We start from the raw sequence: 18865 nt of genomic DNA on the forward strand, positions 1-18865 counted from the left end.
TCATAAAATCAATTTTACGTGGAAGGTTTTGTTATTTGTCTGTGTGGTGACTAATTACGGTCAGGTCGCACGCAGAATGGCTTAAGGTTTGAATATGGCTCGCTTCCGCAACATCCTGCTCCGCGATGACGTCCAAACTGGAAAATGGCGTTTTCCACTCTACCAACGTCAGGTCATCTATCTCTACTCGCGCCGCCTCTTGGGCAACGCTTTCAAATTCCAATAGAACGCGAATCGAACGGGTACCCACGCGCGGGCTTGCGAAATCAAATTCTAACGCTTCTTCGCTTTCGGGCGATATCAGGACAGACCCCAACTCAATCGTCGGACCGTTTGAAAGCGCGTCACTAAGGCCCTGACTCGATTTTCGCCGTTGAAGTTTAGCGGTCACGCGAACCGGTACATCGCTCGAAATATTCGCCGCCAGGGTCATCGTTGACCCACTCTTATACACCCGTAGAAACTTGCGCATGCCCATTTTGGCGCTCTCATCCGCACCAAGCGTCACAACAAGCTTTTTATCACCGGCATAATCATCATCTGATGAAAGGATTATACGCTTGTCCTGATCAAGCCAGCTTCGGTCCTTACTCTTGAACAGGTCATAGGCGTCAAAATCACCTCTTGCCAATAGGTCTTTACCGAGACGAACTTTAGGCGGTACCGCACATGCCGTACCCGTTTCTACCGCCGCCAGATCATTAAACCACGGCACGCCATCAAGCGAATGGAGACGCGCGTCACCTGTAAGTACGGTTTTCAACGGTTGAACAGGACAGCCTGTCTCGGACTGCGCTTTGGCAAACAAATGACCGCCCGACGGAGTAATTTCGATATTCTTGTTTGATGATAGCGACATGATCCGTTTGTTGATCATTCGGCGCATTTGATCCGTCGCCGGCGTGGGTTTATATCCTTTGATATAGAGCGGAACCACTTCAGCGCGATAAAACTCCCCATCATCGAGCCAGACATAAAGCAATGCCGTGGCCTGTGGTGAATAGAAATATTGATCGAACAGAAAATTCCCCAACGACCAGGCAATTAGCCGATTGTTGTATAATTCCAGCCCTTGGAAAACATGGGGATGATGGCCGATCGCCACGGCCGCGCCTTCGTCAAGCGCGAGCTTTAGCTTGGTTTCCATATCCATTGTCGGCCGGTCCGCATATTCAAGACCGCCATGATATTGAACAATCGGTAGCGCGCCCGCCGACGCGCTTTTACGCACATCCGAAAGAATATTCGCTGTCGTTCCTAGCGCTGCGCCCCCTTTTGTATCAGTCGCCGATTGGGTGGGATTGCCCCCTTCCCAACCAACATAGCTCATAAAGGCATAACGACGACCGGCGAGATCGGTTTTATATGGCTTAAGCGCTTGTTTTTCATTCAACCCCGCACCGGAATAGCCAAGGTCACTTTTGCGGATATGCTCAAGCGTTTTCTTGAGACCGCTATCAAGGTAATCATAGGTGTGATTATTGCCTAACGCGACGTAATCAACGCCGGCCCAACGCAGCGCATCAAGCGTCTCAGGCGGTGAATAGAACGTCACAAGTTTCTTCGCTGCATCATTTGGCGGCTCAGAAAAAACCGACGTTTCCAGATTGATGGAGGTAAAATCCGCCACCTTTAAGTAGGGCGAAATAACCTCAATTAGTTTCTTTGTGTCGGTCTCAATGCGGTCAGAATCAATAAGCTTCGGCTCACCACGAAATGGCTTGGAATATCGCCGCCCCATCATGGTGTCCCCGCCAAAGGCAAGCATCACTCGGTTCGGCTTCTTCGTAACTAACTGAATGCCGGGTAGCTCGCCATGACCGTTCAAGGCGCTGCCGGTTGCGATCTCGCTCGAACTGAAGGATTGAACCATCGCATAATGGCCCGGCGCTTTTACGCTCAGCGTAACGGTTTCTGCATCGGCGACGTCGATCGAGAAAGCACCCGCAGCATCGGTCTTGTATTGATTGCCGTTAAATTCAACGGTTGCGGAAATCGCCTTTCCGTTTTCATCGGTTACGCGGCCCCGGAGATCCCCGCTCTGCGCATGTGCAATAGTAGAAAAGAATAGGATGAATGAGCTGGTCAAAGCCCCCGCGAATTGTGTTAGATTTATCTGCACAGCCTGCCCCACCGATTTTTTGTCGGTGGAGCATAGTCAACAACGCGAAATAATCGCAAGAGCAGTGATCAATTTCGTCGTAAAAACATGCAATTAACGTAAAGCTATGACCTAACACCCATAGTCTATAGGTTCGGTCAATAAGCCTGTTAATAGGTCTGTTATTTTATTCCGTATAAATACTGTCAACCTATTTGACGCAAGTCGATAATCGTAATCGATGCGACATGGCCCAAGTCAACGCCATACAGAGATCGCTAACTTGGACCACTTCAACGCCTTTATTGTTTCGCGCTTAGATCTTTCTCCGCCGCGAGATAGGCCCAGGTACTCCAGAAAGGTGTTTCGACCACGCTTTTATGTAGCGCATTCGCCTTTTCGGTTTCGCCTTGATAGGCGTACCAATTGCCGATGCCATAGGCCACCGTCATGTCGCGGCCATTCCATTCAGAAACAGGCTTGTTCGGATCAAGAATTTCATCCGGCGTGACAACACCTTTATAAAGCATGACCCGCTTGAAATAAGGATAGGTTCTATCTGCTTCGATATCAGGTGAAATCTCCGCGACAAGTGCTCTAGCCTTCTCGTCGTGACCGGATCTTTTATAGATATTATACAGCCAATCGGTAGTTCCGATTAACATGTCATTCGTATCGCCCGTTTTTAGGCAACGCTCAAAAGCACTCGCTGCCGTTTCATAATCTCCGTGTAGATAGTAATAAAGACCGATATGGTACCACACCCAATGTTCATAGGTGCCGTGCGGCTTTCCTTTGGCATCGATTTCATATTCGCGAACTTCTGACTCCTCAATCAGGGATAGCGCCTCGGTAAAATCAACAATTGCGTTCTCGAGATCGCGAACCGTCATATATCGATGACCGCGATGGCGGCGCAGCTTGTAGGAATTCGGGAATTTCAATAAGCCCTGGCTATAAACACCAATCGCAGCTTGGTATTGGCGACGCGACGCATAAAGCCCACCGAGAGAAATATACTCATCTTCGCTTAATGATACCTTTGACTTCAGCTCACTGATTTGTTCGCGAAGTCGTTGATCACGCTCAGGTGCTATTGACTGTTGGTATAGTGGACCCCCCAAAAACGAGGTCGTTTCGACAATTTTCTCAGTTTGATCTGTCTCCGCGCTCGCCTTGTTATCGGCCGAAACATTGCTGCACGCAGATAATAACATAATCGCTACGACCGCTACGCCTGTCATTTTTCTCATTATTTTTCACCTGATTATTGAAGTCGGGTATTTGTTCGACTGAACATGGCGAGACCGCTTATGCGCTCGAACTGCCAGATACAAATTGGCCACAGAACGATCGCCCGTTCTGTGGCCGTAAATGTGTAGCGACTAGAATCTAACTGTCGCGCCCGCAAAGACGTAGCGTCCCTGCGCATCATAAATTTGTGGATATGTATTTCCGCGACCAGCATCTTCACCACCGCCGAAACCGGCAAGTGATGTCAATGGTGGATCCTGATCGAGGATATTATTTACACCGGCGCGTAGCTCTACGCCGTTCGACAACTCATACTGCATCGACAAATCAAAATAAGATGTCGCATCAAGGAAATTAACTTCGGTCGGTGAAGTCGAATATTCCTCTACGCTTGAAAGATAGCGCCAGCTTAATGTTGTGCTGAGGCTACCCAGACCCCAACCGAGGTTGACTCGGTGGCGATATTCCGGTGACGGATTATCACAAGCGCCGCCATGGAATCCTGCACAATCAATGGCCGGATTTCCTGGCAATGACTGCTCGCTAAGCTCACTCAGGAATGTAGCGATATAGCCAAGACGAATATCACCGGCATTACCGAGACCCAGATCAGCAAGGTCAAAGCTGTATGACGCATTCACGTCAAAACCGCTCGTAGTCAGGTTACCTGTATTGATATTGGTTCCCTGAATATAGGCTTCACCCGGAATAAGGAACAATGTTCCCGCAGAGTCACGATTGATCAAGCCACAGAAATTTGGATCTGCGGTATCAAGGCACTGACCCAACGCATCATTGGCATTGACCGTTCCGATAAAGCCTTCGACGTCGATCGAGAAGTAATCAACACTAACCAAAAGGCCCGGCACAGCATTCGGAGAGAGAACAACGCCCGCCGTCCAAGTGTTTGATGTTTCAGGATCAAGGTCTTCGTTACCGCCAACCAATGTGAAGATGTTGCCGGCACTATCGAGGATCGTGCCATATTGCGCAGACGTAACGCCGGTACGTGCACATTCCTCAAAGCTACGTAGGGGCTCAGGAACCGATGTCGCCGGATCAAAGTCACCCGCACACGGATCATTCAAGCCATTTGAACCACCTGACAGTGTTTCAAGGCCAAATTCCTGCGGATTGAACAGTTCAATCGGGTTCGGTGAGCGTGTTGCGCGCTGATATTGCGCACGCAAACGAATATCCGGGACTGGCTGCCATGCGACACCAACGGAATAGGTGTGCTGGGCACCAGTTGTTTGATAGTAATCAGAGAAGCGATACGCGCTTGAAAGCGTTAGCTCTTCTGCGAATGGAAGATCCTGAAGAACCGGGACCTGCATCTCGCCGAAGAATTCGTAAACACTAACCGTGCCATCAACAGGGACGCGTGTATTCGTTGTTGTATCGCTATCATCAGGCGTCAGAGAAAGTGAATCCTGACGATATTCGAAACCGGCCGCCACTTGAACGCCATCGGTCGCGAATGGGCTAACGATGCCCCAACGATCCAATCCGCCAGAAAGGCTACCGCCGAATACGAGCTGGCTGGTGTCGCCGATACGGAGTGCCGGTGTCGAGATATAGCTACCCGCTGCATCGGTAATTGGCGCGCCTGTGAAAATGTCAAATGGAACACAATCAGGGTCTTCACCCGTCACAACAGACCGACAAGTGATATCGCCGGAAAGCGGATCGGCAACAATATCAATTGCCTTCGCGACTTTCGACAATGACACGTCGTTCAAGAACAACTCGGTATAGCTGACTTTCGAGAACTGTCCGAATACCTCGTAATCAATGCCTTCCATGACTTCGCCACGGAAACCGCCGACAAAGCGCTGGGTGTTGAGGTTGTATTCAACATTCCGCGGAAACTCGACATTCCGGCGACCAACATTCAATGGCGCGCGCTGAACGCCGTCAGCATCCGTGAATACAACAGCCGGATCACAGAATACATTCTGCATTTCCGACGTCAGCAACGGATTATCGCAGTTGATTGTGCTGGTTTGGCCAAGGGAGACGCCGCCACCAGCGATCTGCGCCGTTGTTGTGTTGTCCGCACCGGAGAAGTCGAAGAAGAACTCGACATTATCGGCGATGTCATAGCGCGTGAACGCACCATAGGTGAAACGTTCACGCGGACGCTGCAGGTAGTTGCCGAGCGCAAAGTTAAACGCATCGGTCGCAGAATCGTAATTGCGCAGCATCCCGGTGTCTTGATCAACTGCGAGGTTGAACCCGCCAACACCTGTGCGGCTATAGCGCGTGTTTGCTGGCTGTGAGTTTGAACCGCTACAAGAGAAATCGGTGCCGCCATTGCGCGTGCCGAATGGGCATGCGGTGATGTCACGATCTTCCCAGCGGATCGCGTTATCGCGTGAGTAGCCGAAATACGCCGTTACATTGCCGCGACCATCTGCGATATTTGAACCCGCAACCAGATTGAAATCGTAGGTGCCGCCATCAACCACACTGCCAGGATCGGCCTGGTTATAGTCAGCGAGAACGGATTCGACCGCTGCGTTATTGTTGTCCGCTTGATAAAAGCTGCCTTGGAAGCTTGCTTCGACACCTTCAAAGTCACGCTTCATGATGAAGTTGACAACACCAGCCACCGCGTCAGAGCCGTAAACTGCTGTCGCGCCACCGGTCAGAACCTCAACGCGGTCGATCAATTGTGATGGAATTTGGTTGAGGTCAACGGCCGCATTGATAGGCGAGCCATAAGGCAAGCGACGATCATCGACGAGAACCAATGTCCGAACCGCGCCAAGACCGCGCAAGTTCACCGTTGCCTGCGCACCGTTCACACCAGTGGTAGATGACTGGCCTGAATAGGCTTGCGGCAGAACATTGATCAAATCTTCAACGCGCAAAATACCGCGTGTATCAACCTCATCGGCACCGAGAACGGTGACGGAGCTGCTGGATGTAATATTAGAGTTCGTAATGCGTGAACCGGTTACAACAATTGTGTCACCGGAATTATTGTCATCGGTTTGTGCCGCAGCGGTTCCTGCGCCAGTAAACCCGATAACGACCGAAGAAACACCTCCGGCCAATTTTGTTAGTAGAGATTTCTTATTCAACTGCCCCTCCTGGCTTGCCGATTTTTCAGCTGCACGTGAAATCGTAATCACGCCGCTCGTTGTAAGGCCGCCAGAAAATTCGACATCGCGCAGTAGAATCTGCAACGCGTCTTCGACAGTGTACGTCCCAATGACAGGATTAATCCCTGTTTCATCCGCAAATTCGAATGGATAGAGCGCAAGAAATCCGGTCTGATCAGCGAATTTCTTTAGCGCCGGGCCAAGTTGATCCTCTTCAATGTCAAACTCATATTGAAGCGAAGCATCCTGTGCACTCGCGCTATCGACATAACTCACCGTTGCCAAAACCAAACACGGAACAGTGAAATATCGAAGAGCAAGCGCTGCCCATCCACTCTTGTTTGCGGCCTTGGTCAGCATTCGCAATGCGTAATTCTGTCGGCCTCAGGAGATAGGATGCCGACAAATTGAAAACCCCCACGTCGCATTTGCATTTTTTTCCCTCTACGTCGTTTTTATTCTGTTTGTGACGACGCCTCCCTACCGCCCTCACCATATTTGTCAGGAAGCACGGGAAATTTTTATGCTCTTGTCATCCACATACTCGATTTGAAGTCCGAAGGTCATTTCTAACGCATCGAACATCGCATCTATTTCACCCACGCGAAAAGTGCCGCCCACCGGCAACGATTGAATCGCCGCATCGGAGATCTCAATATTTATATCCGTATAACGGCTGACATCCGCGACCACTTCGGAGAGCGGCTCGCCTTGATACGTCAGCAATCCAAGACGCCATGACGCCTTGCGCGTCAACACATTGGGCTCGATAGAGACAATCGATTCCACCTTGTCGGTGAACACGGCGTTCTGTCCCGCATCAAGCGCGGTCCCCAATAGATGTTGATCTTTGATTTTCGTTGCTTCCGCCGTTTCGGTTACCTGCGCCAAAGCACGCTCCGCCGCCATGGCGATGCGCCCTTCAGAAACGGTAACCTCGACCTCTGCGCCGGGGCGCAACCTGACAGTATAAGCCGTACCAACGGCGGTAAACACACCCTGCCCGGCGAAAACCGAAAACGGCCTTTGCGGATCCGTCGCGACCTCGAAATGCGCCTCGCCCCGTTCCAGCGTGATATGTCTGGCTTTATCGTCGATTTTCACCAGAATCTGTGTGTCGGTATTGAGCTGGACTTCGGACCCATCTTTCAGGCGAATGGTCTTTTGCTCGCCGACCGCCGTGGCATATCGCTCAGGCGTGAAAGACGTATAGAGCATACTGATGACGCCAACGCCCACAACCATCACAATGGAAGCGGCCATGGCGACGATCTTGCGGCGGGTAATCAATGGCGGTTTTGACGGCTCACATTCCTCGGCCGAAAGCGCGATATCCTCAAGCTCTTTGAGCACGCCAAACCCGTCCCACAGCGTCGCAACCCGTTCAAAGGCTGCTTTGTGGTGCTCGCTCTCGGCAATCCACTGGCCAAAAGCCGCGCGGTCTTCGGCGGTGACGTCGTCACCATCAAGGCGCGCATACCAAGCCGCCGCTGCGGCGTCCATTTCCGCGCGAGTTGGGAAGGCTACAATTTTGTCGCTCTCACTCATCGCTCATTCGCCGCTTTTTTTGACGGTCGGAGCGCCATCGTCAGGGCAGTTTTGTTGACGGGCGAAAATTCTGACGGCTCCAACCCTTGCTGAAGAAGATACTCGTTACATTTGATCACGGCGTTCGCTACATGTTTCTCGACCGCGCTGACACTAATGTTCATGCGGTTCGCAATTTGCTTATAGCGCAGACCATCAACCCGACGCATCAAAAATGCCCGACGGCATTGAGGCGGCAAGGTCGCGACGGCGCGAGACAGGATGTATAGCTTGCGCCGCCCATCAATCTGTTCGCTTACACTCGGCTGCTCTGTATCTTCTAAGAGTTCCGAACCGCCGAAATCCTCAATGTAACCCACATGATTTTTTTGCTTTTTTCGGATTTCATAAAGCGCGACATTCTTTGCCACGCGATAAAGAAACGCCTTGGGTTCGAGAATGTCGGTTTTCGTCTCTGCGGCGAAGCCCTTTAAAAAGGTTTCCTGCAGGGAATCGTCGATATCCTGCCGGTTTTTGAGAAATCTAGAGAGGTAGCGCCGGATACCCGCCTCATTCTCCTGGAAAGATTTCAATATTTTCGACACCGGCACTCAAACCTATTTCGCGCAACCAATAGTGGATTATGCCTTCAAAAATGAGTGCCGCAAAGATTTTTTGCTAAAAGGGGTGTGGATTTATGGTCAATCGGAATCACAATAACTGCCGGCATTGTATGCGAGGGTATTTATTCGCGCGGATCAATAAAAACTATACTTTGTATTCTGAATAAACAGACGAGTAATGAAATAGCCCTGCCCATCTAGGTCATAGTCTACCGTAGAATTATGGTCTGTTATTGGAAAGCTTTCCTAATACAATTTTCGGTAAAAATTGACGGTGCCGGTTTCCATCTGAAATTTTCCCCGGCCGGACGGCTTCCGCCCGTCGAGACCGATAAAATCCCGACTGGAATTTGCAACCATCACGGCAACCGGAAGCTACTCTGTCGTCCACGGTCACCGCACCCAAATCGGCGTTGAACCGCATCTCGCCGCGCAGGTCGAAATAGCATCATCGATATTGGCGATAAAATTCGATGTAGTGATTACCGCTTGGGCCGGCAAAGGTGCAAATATATCGCCACTGAAAAGCCAGCGGATTGCAAAACCATCGCCATGACAACAATTTGATAGCGCACCGCCACCAACGGATCGACCCCGGCAAGAATTTGCCCGGTCATCATCCCCGGCAGAGAAACCAGTCCGACAGCGAGCAACGCATTAATCTGCGGGATAAGAGCCGCGCCCCAAGCCATATTGCGGGCCTCGACATAGCCGAGCCCCATATCGGTTTCGCGTTCATAACGATCTGCAGCCAGCGTGACCGCTGTCATGGCATTTGAAAAAATCATGCCGGCTAGCGGAATGATAATGCGCGGCTGATAAATTGGGTCATTAAGGCCGAGAACCGCATACAAAACGAAAACGAGCACAAAACTGCCGCCAATGCCAATCGCCAGTAATGCGCGCCGAAAGGCGCGTTTCCTATCCTGTTTAACGGTCCGTATTCCAATCATTGATGATACGCCGATCATCGCGCATACGACCAGAATACCAATCAAGACATTTTGCGAAGAGAACAGAAATGCCAGAAAAAACCCGGCTGCGAGCAATTGCACCAACATGCGTCCGGTTGCAATGGCAATTTCGCTTGCGCTGCCAGACCATTTCAGGGAAATCCATGCTACCGCTAACGTCGGCACCAGACATAAACCGACCGCATAAAGAGGTATTTCCGTCATAATTCGCGCGTCCGATTGAACAGCCGATCAACGCCCCTCATCACTTGATGATCGGCACCGATCGATAACGCGACTATCGTTTTGTTTTCTCAAAAAGGTCAATCAATTCGGAGAACTTTTCCCGCTGGGCTTTTACGCTTCCTGAATCGATAGCTTCGGCGATGCAATGATTGGCGTGATTTTTCAAGATTTCACTTTCAGCCTTTGAAAGCGCTGATTTTATCGCGCGCACCTGATGCAAAATATCGATGCAATACCGGTCCTCTTCCACCATCTTTGCAACGCCGCGAACCTGACCTTCGATACGCACAAGGCGTTTTAAAATTGCGTCCGACATATTATCCATCTTGATCTATACCTAGGAGGGGTATAGATATTATTCGTCATTGAATGGGTCAAGCTAATACCGATGGGCGCTTTAAGGCCAATTCTGTTCGCGATTATCGCCCTTATCATAAGCGCGGGCCATTCCGCCTGCGCGGATATACTGCCTCAGGGAATAATCTCGGCGCATCAGACAACATCTGCTGATCACGGCGCTTCGTCGGATCACCGGGCAGACCCAATGACCGAAATGACGATGACGTCAGATCACCAAAAACATAATATGGGTGATTGTCCGCATTGCAGCGCCGCTAACTTTTTCAAAATAAAGAACGGCGTTTCGGTATCTGCCCTCTCGCCTCCAACAATCGCTATCATCTTTCCGGTCACTAAACCGTCGATTGCCGATAATCCCCGCGTCAATAAATGTACGTATTATGCGAGCCGCCATAGCTGTGGCCCGCCTGGTGAAACGCCCGTCTCCCAGAAAATTCGGTTGTTGACCTGAGATTTCTTTCTTCGCCGACATCAATCTGCGACGCGCATTTTTGCGCAACGAAGTCTTAGAAAAAATAATCTTCTGGAGTACCAATATGGTAACGCGGCGTAACCTCCTTCAATCCGCTCTGGCAAGCGGTGTTTTAACCAGCGCTAGTTCTCTATTTCCCGCTTGGGCCAAAAGCGCGACCAACGGCAACACAGGCATATTCGAAAAAGCCGGAAATAGTTTCGACCTGACGGTCGGACACAGCGCAGTCAAGATCGGCGGTCGTTCGGGCCATGCGATAACGGTGAACGGGACGGTCCCCGGCCCTCTCCTGCGTTTTCGCGAAGGCGAAGGCTTATCACTTCGGGTGCATAATACGCTCACCGAAGACACATCGATCCATTGGCATGGTTTGCTAGTACCCTTTTATATGGACGGTGTACCCGGCGTGTCTTTTCCCGGCATAAAGCCCGGAGAAACCTTTGAATATAAATTTTCGCTGCCCCAAAGCGGAACCTATTGGTATCACTCACACTCGGGGTTGCAGGAGCAATCCGGGCATTACGGACCAATCATTATTGATCCCGCTGGAAAGGACCCGATCGAGTATGACCGGGAATATGTTTTGGTTCTATCGGATTGGCTGTTCGCCCATCCCCATGAAATTTTTGCAAAGCTCAAAAAGAATAGCGAGATCTTCAACTATCAGGAAAGAACATTCCCGGACTTTTTAAGCGACGTGCGTGCAAATGGTCTCGGTAAAACCGTCAATGACCGAGCAATGTGGGCACAAATGCGTATGTCGGCGACGGACATTGCTGACGTGACCGGGTCGGCCTATACATATTTGATCAACGGCCATTCAACACAGGATGATTGGCGCGCGATTTTTGATATCGGCGAACGAGTCCGCCTGCGGATTATTAATGCCTCGGCGATGACTATTTTTAATTTCCGCATACCGGGCCTGTCGATGCAGGTCGTTGCCGCGGACGGTCTACCGGTTCGCCCTGTTGAAACTGACGAATTCCAGATCGGCGTGGCTGAGACCTACGACGTCATCGTCGAGCCAAATCGGATGAGCGCATTTCCAATTGTAGCCGAGTCAATTGATCGATCAGGACAGGTGGTTGCGACGTTTGCGCCGTCAAAAGATATGCGCGCCGCCCCGCCGGCACTTCGTGAAAGGCCGATCCTGACCCATAAAGATATGGCAATGGACCATAGTTCAATGTCAAAAACCGATCACGGTTCAAATGCCCACAACGGCATGAACCACGAACATATGGCTCATAAGATGCCGGCAGACATGGCGCATGGCCAAACCCATAATCATAAACGCGGTGTTGGCGTTGATATGGTTGCGGCGATGCCGACCAACCGTCTTAATGAACCGGGATTGGGGTTAGAGAATGTCCCGCATCGCGCATTGACCTATTCCCAATTACGGAGCCTCGACGCCAACCCGGATCAACGCCAGCCCGCACGCAATATCGAAATCCACCTCACCGGCAATATGGAACGATATATGTGGTCATTTGACGGCGTTAAGTTTTCTGAGGTTACTGAACCCATCGTTTTTCACTATGGAGAGCGCGTCCGCGTCACCTTGGTGAACGATACAATGATGACCCATCCGATTCATCTGCATGGGATGTTTTTTGATCTTGTCGTCGATGAAAGCAATTTCAAACCCCGTAAACATACGGTCAACGTAAAACCGGGCGAAAAATTATCATTTGACGTCACCGCAGAACATGTCGGCGATTGGGCATTTCATTGCCATCTACTGATGCATATGCATGCGGGAATGATGCAGGTCGTATCCGTGCGCGCGCAAACAGCACAAACCCGAATGCACGACGGGCATAAATCCGCGCCGCCCAAAGATGATCACCCACCCGCAATGGAACATAAAACCCACCCGCCTGCGCATCAGCACGGAGGGAAGAACTAATGTCGAAATCGGTTTATCTCTCTTTATTACTCGGCCTTGGCGCGCTGTTACCAATCAACGCCTTTGCGCAAGATACTCCAGCGGAAAATTCGGATGACAAATCGGGCTGGTACGCCGCCGATGAATATTGGAACCCCGCAGAAATGGCGCGTGCGCGCGCGATGGTCAAAAATGAACATGGCGGAATGAAAACATATTTCGCGCAGGTTGAACGCCTCGAATACAGAACAAAGGCTGGCGACGACGTAGCCCTCTGGGATGGTCAGGCTTGGTATGGCGGCGACCGAAATAAAATCTGGGTAAAGACCGAAGGCGAATTTTCGATTGGCGATAACGCATTTGAAGAGGGCGAAATACAGGCGCTCTGGTCTCGCGCAATTACGCCTTTCTTTGATTTTCAAATGGGCGTCCGTCAGGACTTCGCATCAGGGCTCGACGACACCTATGCAGTCGTCGGTATACAGGGTTTAGCCCCCTATTGGTTTGAAATTGATGGAGCAATATTCGTCAGTGACGATGGAGATGTTACCGCGAAATTCGAGGCAGAATACGAATTGTTATTGACGCAACGGCTTATCCTGCAACCACGGTCGGAGCTTAGTTTTGCGGCACAGACAATCGATGAAAAAGGCTTAGGATCGGGCCTGTCAAAAGCCGAAATGGGTTTGCGACTCCGCTATGAATTTACGCGGGAATTTGCGCCCTATATCGGTGTTTCTTGGGAGCGCTCAATCGGCGAAACAGCGGACTTCCTCCGGGCAGAATCAGAAAACCCCTCAGCGGTATCATTCGTTGCCGGACTACGGCTCATGTTTTGATAGCCAATCGCAAAATCGTAATCGCAATTTGGGCACTGCGGCTTTGATCTGAGCGTGAAAAAGCAAATTCGACCGGCGCTCGGTTGCATTTGCTTCAATGGGCCAATCTTATCTTTGGCTCGGCCAAATTCGATGCGCCGTGTTGATCGGGAAATACCCCAACCATAAATTTAAGCCATCCGGCGGCGGGGCTTTCGACTTTGCAATTTGCGGGCGCTCACCCTCGTTCAAAGTAAATTCATTGCGAATTCCAGCCGCCGGATTGAGTTTTGCTGTCATCTGCATACGAACATCAACCGCGTTTTGCTTCATCAAAAGTGAGAAAATCGTGATTTCCCGTAGAAATTTCCTATCGGTTCATCGTTGGCTATCTATCGGCTTTGCCGCATTCTGGATCATTCAGGCGCTCAGCGGGATGATCGCTGTTTTTCATTGGGAACTCGATGACGCGACGGTATCGGGTGAGCATAAGCCTACGGATTTTGTCTTGATCGAAGAGACCATCAACGCTCATGTCACACCCGATTCTGGGCGGAGAGTTTCGTCAATTTGGACAAGCGCAGGCTTTGCGGACCGGTTTGATATCAATATCGCCACGACCGGCCCAGAGGCGAGCCATGTACTGCGGGTTGATGGTCATGGAAATATTCTGCGCAAGCGCAGTTCCGAAGAAACCTTTTCGAATGGCGGGTTAATCAGTCTCGTAATCTCGTTACATCATAATCTGTTGGCCGGTGAATTAGGGTCTTGGATTGTCGGGATCAGCGGAATTATTCTCCTGAGCAATCTTCTGCTCGGTCTATATTTTGCCTGGCCACGCAATGGCATGTGGCGCACCCTTGTTCCGAAGGCGCAAAAGAATTTAAGCCCCGCATGGTATTTATCATGGCACAAATTATTAGGCATCATCTTCGTCGTGCCGGCAATCGCGATCGTGACTTTCGGTGTATCATTAGCGTTTGAAAGCGCGCTTTCAAGGTTTCTGAACGCGCCAGCCGCAAGTGCAACCGCACCAGAGGGCAGTTGGGTCAATCCCGATATTCGGCTTTCGAAAATCGTTGCCACGGCGCAGGCGCAGTTCCCGAATGCCAAAATCGCAGGGATCTCTTACCCTTCTGCGGACCACCCCGTCTGGAAGGTAACGCTCAATCAACCGAGCGAGCCCGCGCGCGCCTATGGCAAAACCCGTGTGTTTCTGAATGCCTCAGATGGCAGCGTAATCTCGAATTACGATACGCTCGCTGCGCCGACATCAAACCGCTTTATGGATGCCTTGTTCTCCATCCATACCGGCGAGATTGGCGGCCAATTTGGACGATCGATTACGTTTATGGTCGGCTTTTGGCTGGTAATGATGATCACACTTGGCATTGGCTTGTGGTACACACGCCGCCAACGCGCGAGCAATCGCCCACGGTCATAAGCGCCAATCGGGATTGGTCAGCGCTTTTTTAATTGCCCAAATTTATCGACGGTAGGCGGGCCTTAGGATTTCATTTTTTGGAAAATATCGCCGCGTCAACAAATCCTGCCGGGATGTAAGCGAGATCTCCTCACCTTCGATCAACATGCGCTCGGCCATGCTCAGCGGCTCGATCGGATCACCGCTCCAGATCACCAAATCCGCTGATTGTCCCGGGGCAATCATGCCGTATTGATCCTCAAGGCCCCAGATCGCGGATGGATTAATCGTCAGTGCCCGTATTGCGTTTTCCCAAGACAGACCAAACGCTGCTGCGAACCCCGCGGCATCACGAATCCCTGAACCCGCGTCGTGGCTATAATGAATACTTGTCGCCATAAAGGCGATCTTTACACCTGCGGCTGCCAATATCGCCGCGTTATCCGACCGCGCGCCAAATTCATCAAAAGTGTTGGGTTGGCCGCCATAGGCATCCAGAACAACACCGATATTGCGCTGTGCAATTTCATCCGCGACGCGCCAGGCCTCCGCACCGCCGATAATATTCACGCGAATCCCATAATCATCGACGAGTTTTACGGATTGCCGGATATCAGATTCCCGAGACGTATGGATCGCTAGTGGGCGTTCACCGGAAAGAACTTTTTTCAACGGGTTTGAACATTCATTTTCCGGCGTTGCGTCCGCTTTTTCGTTCGATGCGGCCGCGTCTAACGCCATCCGAAGGCTCTGCCATTGCGCCGCGCGCGACCCACCGACCACAGAGGATGACGCACCCCCAACTTTCGCAAATACCGCTAAACATCGGCGCTCCAATATATCATCCGATTGACGAAGTGTAATCGCGGCACCCATCCCATCAAATGGCGCGGCCGCCCCGCCGCCGGGAATGGTCATTGCCCGCACCAATCCGTCTGTTCGAGCGAGTGAAATTAAAGTCGAATTCGAATTCAATGCGTAACTGACGTCAAAGGCCACGCCCAGATCACCGCCTGAAGCGCTATGATCGACGGTACCCGATATCGAGTTGACTTCTGTCAAACCGAGCTGGGTTGCACCATTCATAAACCCGGGCGAGACGTATCTTCCCCCAGCGTCTATTATTTCGGCATTTTCCGGCGCGATAATATCTGCACCAACAGCTTCGATCTCGCCGTCACGAATAATGATTGTCGCTGAATCGATAACTTCATTATCCGCAACCGTTATGGCGCGCGCATTTATAATCGCCTTGGTTTGTGCATGACCGAGCGACGTCGATCCCAAACATGCTAAGATTACGAATATTGATTTTTTCATTGTACCCGCTCCGCCGCTGGCTGCCCCATTTCGATGTCCGATCGTGGCTGGATCGCTGTATCTTCACGATCATAAACAAACGCCCCGTCAATCATGACCATATCGGCGCGACTATAGGTACTCAGAGGATCGCCGGACCATAAAACTATATCGGCATTTTTATTCGGCTCTAGTGACCCGATCTGATCATCAAGGCCAATGACACGCGCGGGATTTAACGTAATCCACTTAATCGCCTCTTCCGGCTTGATTTCGATCCCCGCTCTAAGCCCTGCGGCAATCGCTTTGGCGAGTTCCATATTCATTCGCTGGCCTAAACTTGGCGAGTCGGAATGCAATGCGACACACACACCAGAGGCATGAAGTATCGCCGCATTCGCCCGGATACCGTCATAGGCCTCCAGCTTATATCCCCACCAATCGGACCACACGACTGCGCAGGTATTTGTCTGTGAAAACTCATCGGGAATTTTATAAGCTTCCGAAGCATGATGGATTGCCGTGATATCAAAGCCGAATTCCTGCGCCAGCCCAAATAGGAACGACATATCCTCCGCACGGTAACAATGTATGTGTATGTTGGTCTCGCCACTTAACGCATCGCGCAAAACGGCTGAGCGTTCATCGCTACTATTCCCGTTTTTGGCGTCGGAAAACGCCCGGCGCATACCTGCCATTACGCCCATACGGCTGGCAGGAAACGCCCCCTCTTCACCATAGGTGAATTTCGGGTTTTCGCCGCAAGCCATTTTCATTGCCGATGGTGCCGCCGGAAACTTCATGTCCTGAACCGTAACCCCGGCAACATTTTTTAAGACCACACTTTGCCCGCCGAACAAATTTGCAGAGCCCGGCAATATATGGAGCGTGGTCACCCCGCCCGCTAACGCCCGCGCAAAAGCGGGGTCCTGCACCCGGATCCCATGTTCCGCGCGCATATCCGCTCCATTGGGGTCTGTGGTTTCATTGACATCCCACACCGGAAGCTCATCCGGGACGAAAGGCAGCGCCGCATTCCCTAGATGAGAGTGCGGATCAATGATGCCGGGCGTTATCCAGCGTCCAGTAGCATCGACGATGTTGAGATCATCAGAACGCTCAAGCTCGGGACCAATAGAAACAATCTTTCCGTCTATGACCAGAATATCCGATCCATCTAATCGATTACCAGCACCATCGAGAATTGTTGCATTAACGAACAGCGTATCATCCGCGGGAAACGGCTTATAAGTATTTTCATAAGGATCTGTTCTTTTGGCTGTCGCAACGACTTTATCGTTTTGATCCGTACAAGCCGTAACACAAAGCAGAAGGCAAATTCCCGGGCCGAATGGAATAATTTTCAAACAAATGCGCATCCGCCACGTCAGGTCGCGATATAACACATTAAGAAGCGTCGCCGAAATATCGTTCATGTGATTATATCTCGATCCTTATGACTAAATTGTCGGCCCTTTGAATTGGTGACTACTCGGCAAAGGTTGTAAATTACGCCTAACTCTACGCACAGATTCTGTAAGCGCCAACACCAGCGTTGAGTAAATCGCGCGCTGTCACGAACAATGAGCGAGCATATAGTCCGCGATCTTATCCGCGCCTTCACGAACCGGGTCGCAACATGGCAATTTTACCTCGTCTTCAATCCTGCGGATAGCGTCTTGGGCCTCCTGCGCGGACAATTTTGATGTGTTCGCGCAAACACCGACTGTTTTGACATTTGGGTTGGTAAGCTTTGCAATCCGTTCATTTAAATCGATACACGCAGGCAGTGATGGTAATGGAAATCCGTCAACACTGATAATCTCCTTACGCCCCGGTTGATGACACAAGACAAGCGCATCGGGCTGGCTGCCATGGATCAATCCAACCGAAACCCCTGCGTAAGCCGGATGGAATAAGGAGCCCTGCCCCTCGATCACGTCCCAATGATCTGGGTCATTATCGGGCGAAAGCCACTCTGCGGCACCGGCCAGAAAGTCTGAAATAATTGCATCGATTGCGATGCCCCGCCCGGCAATCATAACCCCGGTCTGACCCGTTGCACGAAAATCAGCTTTGACGCCTCGCTTCCGTAATGCCTGCTCAATCGATAGTGCACTATATTTTTTGCCAATCGCGCAATCGGTACCAACGGTCAAAACTCGCTTGCCGGATCTCTTTCGCCCGGTTCCGGTTTCAAAATCACGCGTGTTACTCCGTACATCAAATAATTGCCTATTATTCCGATCCGCAGCCTCTTTTAGTTGCGGGATCGACGCAAGGCTCTGATGCATCCCGGATACAAGATCCAAACCGGCATCTAATGCATCAACGAAATACGTGATCCATTCATCGGGTATAAAACCGCCCGCATTTACAACACCTATGACAAGCGATTTTGCCCCCCGCGCAGATGCCTCTTGAATAGACAAATCCGGCAATCCTGTATCGATTTTGCAAGTTTCGAATCGGAGCTGCCCTAAACATTGATCGCGTCGCCATTGCGCAAGACCAAACGCCGTTTTGGCCGCCTCTTCGATTTCGCAATCGCCCAAAAACAGAAGGTAAGGCGCCGGCATTGGAACTGTATCGGTTTGAGCGCCTTCACGATTGGAGTCTGATTGGGTTGATTGATTTTGAATGCCGGTCATTTTGCAAACCATTCTGTTTTCTTTAAGCCTTCACAATGCGGATTTACTGATTTATGCGCCGCCAATAACGGTTGGCGTGCGCTTCATATCCGTTTGTCCATCTAACGCGAGCCCCCTAAAAGCCGCTATCTGTT

General features: G+C 51.0%; 13 protein-coding genes. 3 read left to right on the forward strand and 10 right to left on the reverse strand.

Annotation, left to right across the window (positions count from 1 at the left end; all coding sequences use genetic code 11):
- Positions 1-31 precede the first annotated feature (31 nt).
- From ABFZ83_RS06280 to ABFZ83_RS06310, 7 genes are all read right to left on the reverse strand, one after another.
- Positions 32-2122 (reverse strand): CapA family protein, encoded by a 2091-nt coding sequence (locus ABFZ83_RS06280; RefSeq protein WP_411818583.1) that lies wholly within the window; start codon positions 2120-2122, stop codon positions 32-34.
- A gap of 281 nt (positions 2123-2403) precedes the next feature.
- Positions 2404-3354, reverse strand: a complete 951-nt coding sequence (locus tag ABFZ83_RS06285) for a tetratricopeptide repeat protein (protein ID WP_411818584.1) — start codon at positions 3352-3354, stop codon at positions 2404-2406.
- Positions 3355-3486: 132 nt separating this feature from the next.
- Positions 3487-6825 carry a TonB-dependent receptor plug domain-containing protein gene (locus ABFZ83_RS06290; RefSeq protein ID WP_411818585.1) on the reverse strand — a complete coding sequence of 1113 codons (3339 nt, stop codon included), beginning with the start codon at positions 6823-6825 and terminating at the stop codon, positions 3487-3489.
- A 141-nt stretch (positions 6826-6966) separates the two neighbouring features.
- On the reverse strand, positions 6967-8013 hold the full coding sequence (locus ABFZ83_RS06295; RefSeq protein ID WP_411818586.1) for a FecR family protein: 1047 nt from the start codon (positions 8011-8013) through the stop codon (positions 6967-6969).
- A complete protein-coding gene (locus ABFZ83_RS06300) occupies positions 8010-8597 on the reverse strand; it encodes a sigma-70 family RNA polymerase sigma factor (protein WP_411818587.1) in 588 nt (195 codons plus the stop codon). Before ABFZ83_RS06300 ends, ABFZ83_RS06295 begins: the two co-directional genes overlap by 4 nt.
- 500 nt (positions 8598-9097) lie before the next feature.
- Positions 9098-9793 carry an ABC transporter permease gene (locus ABFZ83_RS06305; protein WP_411818588.1) on the reverse strand — a complete coding sequence of 232 codons (696 nt, stop codon included), beginning with the start codon at positions 9791-9793 and terminating at the stop codon, positions 9098-9100.
- Positions 9794-9866: 73 nt separating this feature from the next.
- Positions 9867-10139 (reverse strand): metal-sensitive transcriptional regulator, encoded by a 273-nt coding sequence (locus tag ABFZ83_RS06310; RefSeq protein ID WP_411818589.1) that lies wholly within the window; start codon positions 10137-10139, stop codon positions 9867-9869.
- A 571-nt stretch (positions 10140-10710) separates the two neighbouring features.
- Between ABFZ83_RS06310 and ABFZ83_RS06315 the strand changes: the two genes are divergently transcribed.
- From ABFZ83_RS06315 to ABFZ83_RS06325, 3 genes are all read left to right on the forward strand, one after another.
- Positions 10711-12561, forward strand: a complete 1851-nt coding sequence (locus ABFZ83_RS06315; RefSeq protein WP_411818590.1) for a copper resistance system multicopper oxidase — start codon at positions 10711-10713, stop codon at positions 12559-12561.
- Entirely contained in the window at positions 12561-13379 is an 819-nt protein-coding gene (locus tag ABFZ83_RS06320) for a copper resistance protein B (protein WP_411818591.1), read from the forward strand. The genes ABFZ83_RS06315 and ABFZ83_RS06320 overlap by 1 nt, the downstream gene beginning before the upstream one ends.
- 328 nt (positions 13380-13707) lie before the next feature.
- Positions 13708-14802, forward strand: a complete 1095-nt coding sequence (locus tag ABFZ83_RS06325) for a PepSY-associated TM helix domain-containing protein (RefSeq protein WP_411818592.1) — start codon at positions 13708-13710, stop codon at positions 14800-14802.
- A gap of 42 nt (positions 14803-14844) precedes the next feature.
- Here ABFZ83_RS06325 and ABFZ83_RS06330 read toward each other — a convergent pair whose 3' ends face one another.
- The 3 genes from ABFZ83_RS06330 to dgcN all read right to left on the reverse strand — a co-directional run bounded on the left by ABFZ83_RS06330 (position 14845) and on the right by dgcN (position 18659).
- Positions 14845-16101 carry an amidohydrolase family protein gene (locus ABFZ83_RS06330; RefSeq protein WP_411818593.1) on the reverse strand — a complete coding sequence of 419 codons (1257 nt, stop codon included), beginning with the start codon at positions 16099-16101 and terminating at the stop codon, positions 14845-14847.
- Entirely contained in the window at positions 16098-17516 is a 1419-nt protein-coding gene (locus ABFZ83_RS06335; protein ID WP_411818594.1) for an amidohydrolase, read from the reverse strand. The genes ABFZ83_RS06330 and ABFZ83_RS06335 overlap by 4 nt, the downstream gene beginning before the upstream one ends.
- A 138-nt stretch (positions 17517-17654) precedes the next feature.
- Positions 17655-18659 (reverse strand): N-acetyltransferase DgcN, encoded by a 1005-nt coding sequence (dgcN, locus tag ABFZ83_RS06340; RefSeq protein ID WP_411818809.1) that lies wholly within the window; start codon positions 18657-18659, stop codon positions 17655-17657.
- Positions 18660-18865 lie beyond the last annotated feature (206 nt).

The organism is Hyphococcus formosus (assembly GCF_046736345.1).
Taxonomy (GTDB): domain Bacteria; phylum Pseudomonadota; class Alphaproteobacteria; order Caulobacterales; family Parvularculaceae; genus Hyphococcus; species Hyphococcus formosus.

Bases quoted from the DNA above. Each gene is read 5' to 3' on its own strand.
- ABFZ83_RS06310 (WP_411818589.1), bottom strand. From the start codon at position 10,139: ATGGATAATATGTCGGACGCAATTTTAAAACGCCTTGTGCGTATCGAA.
- dgcN (WP_411818809.1), bottom strand. From the start codon at position 18,659: ATGCCGGCGCCTTACCTTCTGTTTTTGGGCGATTGCGAAATCGAAGAG.
- ABFZ83_RS06335 (WP_411818594.1), bottom strand. From the start codon at position 17,516: ATGAACGATATTTCGGCGACGCTTCTTAATGTGTTATATCGCGACCTG.
- ABFZ83_RS06315 (WP_411818590.1), top strand. From the start codon at position 10,711: ATGGTAACGCGGCGTAACCTCCTTCAATCCGCTCTGGCAAGCGGTGTT.
- ABFZ83_RS06295 (WP_411818586.1), bottom strand. From the start codon at position 8,013: ATGAGTGAGAGCGACAAAATTGTAGCCTTCCCAACTCGCGCGGAAATG.
- ABFZ83_RS06290 (WP_411818585.1), bottom strand. From the start codon at position 6,825: ATGCTGACCAAGGCCGCAAACAAGAGTGGATGGGCAGCGCTTGCTCTT.
- ABFZ83_RS06285 (WP_411818584.1), bottom strand. From the start codon at position 3,354: ATGAGAAAAATGACAGGCGTAGCGGTCGTAGCGATTATGTTATTATCT.
- ABFZ83_RS06320 (WP_411818591.1), top strand. From the start codon at position 12,561: ATGTCGAAATCGGTTTATCTCTCTTTATTACTCGGCCTTGGCGCGCTG.
- ABFZ83_RS06305 (WP_411818588.1), bottom strand. From the start codon at position 9,793: ATGACGGAAATACCTCTTTATGCGGTCGGTTTATGTCTGGTGCCGACG.
- ABFZ83_RS06330 (WP_411818593.1), bottom strand. From the start codon at position 16,101: ATGAAAAAATCAATATTCGTAATCTTAGCATGTTTGGGATCGACGTCG.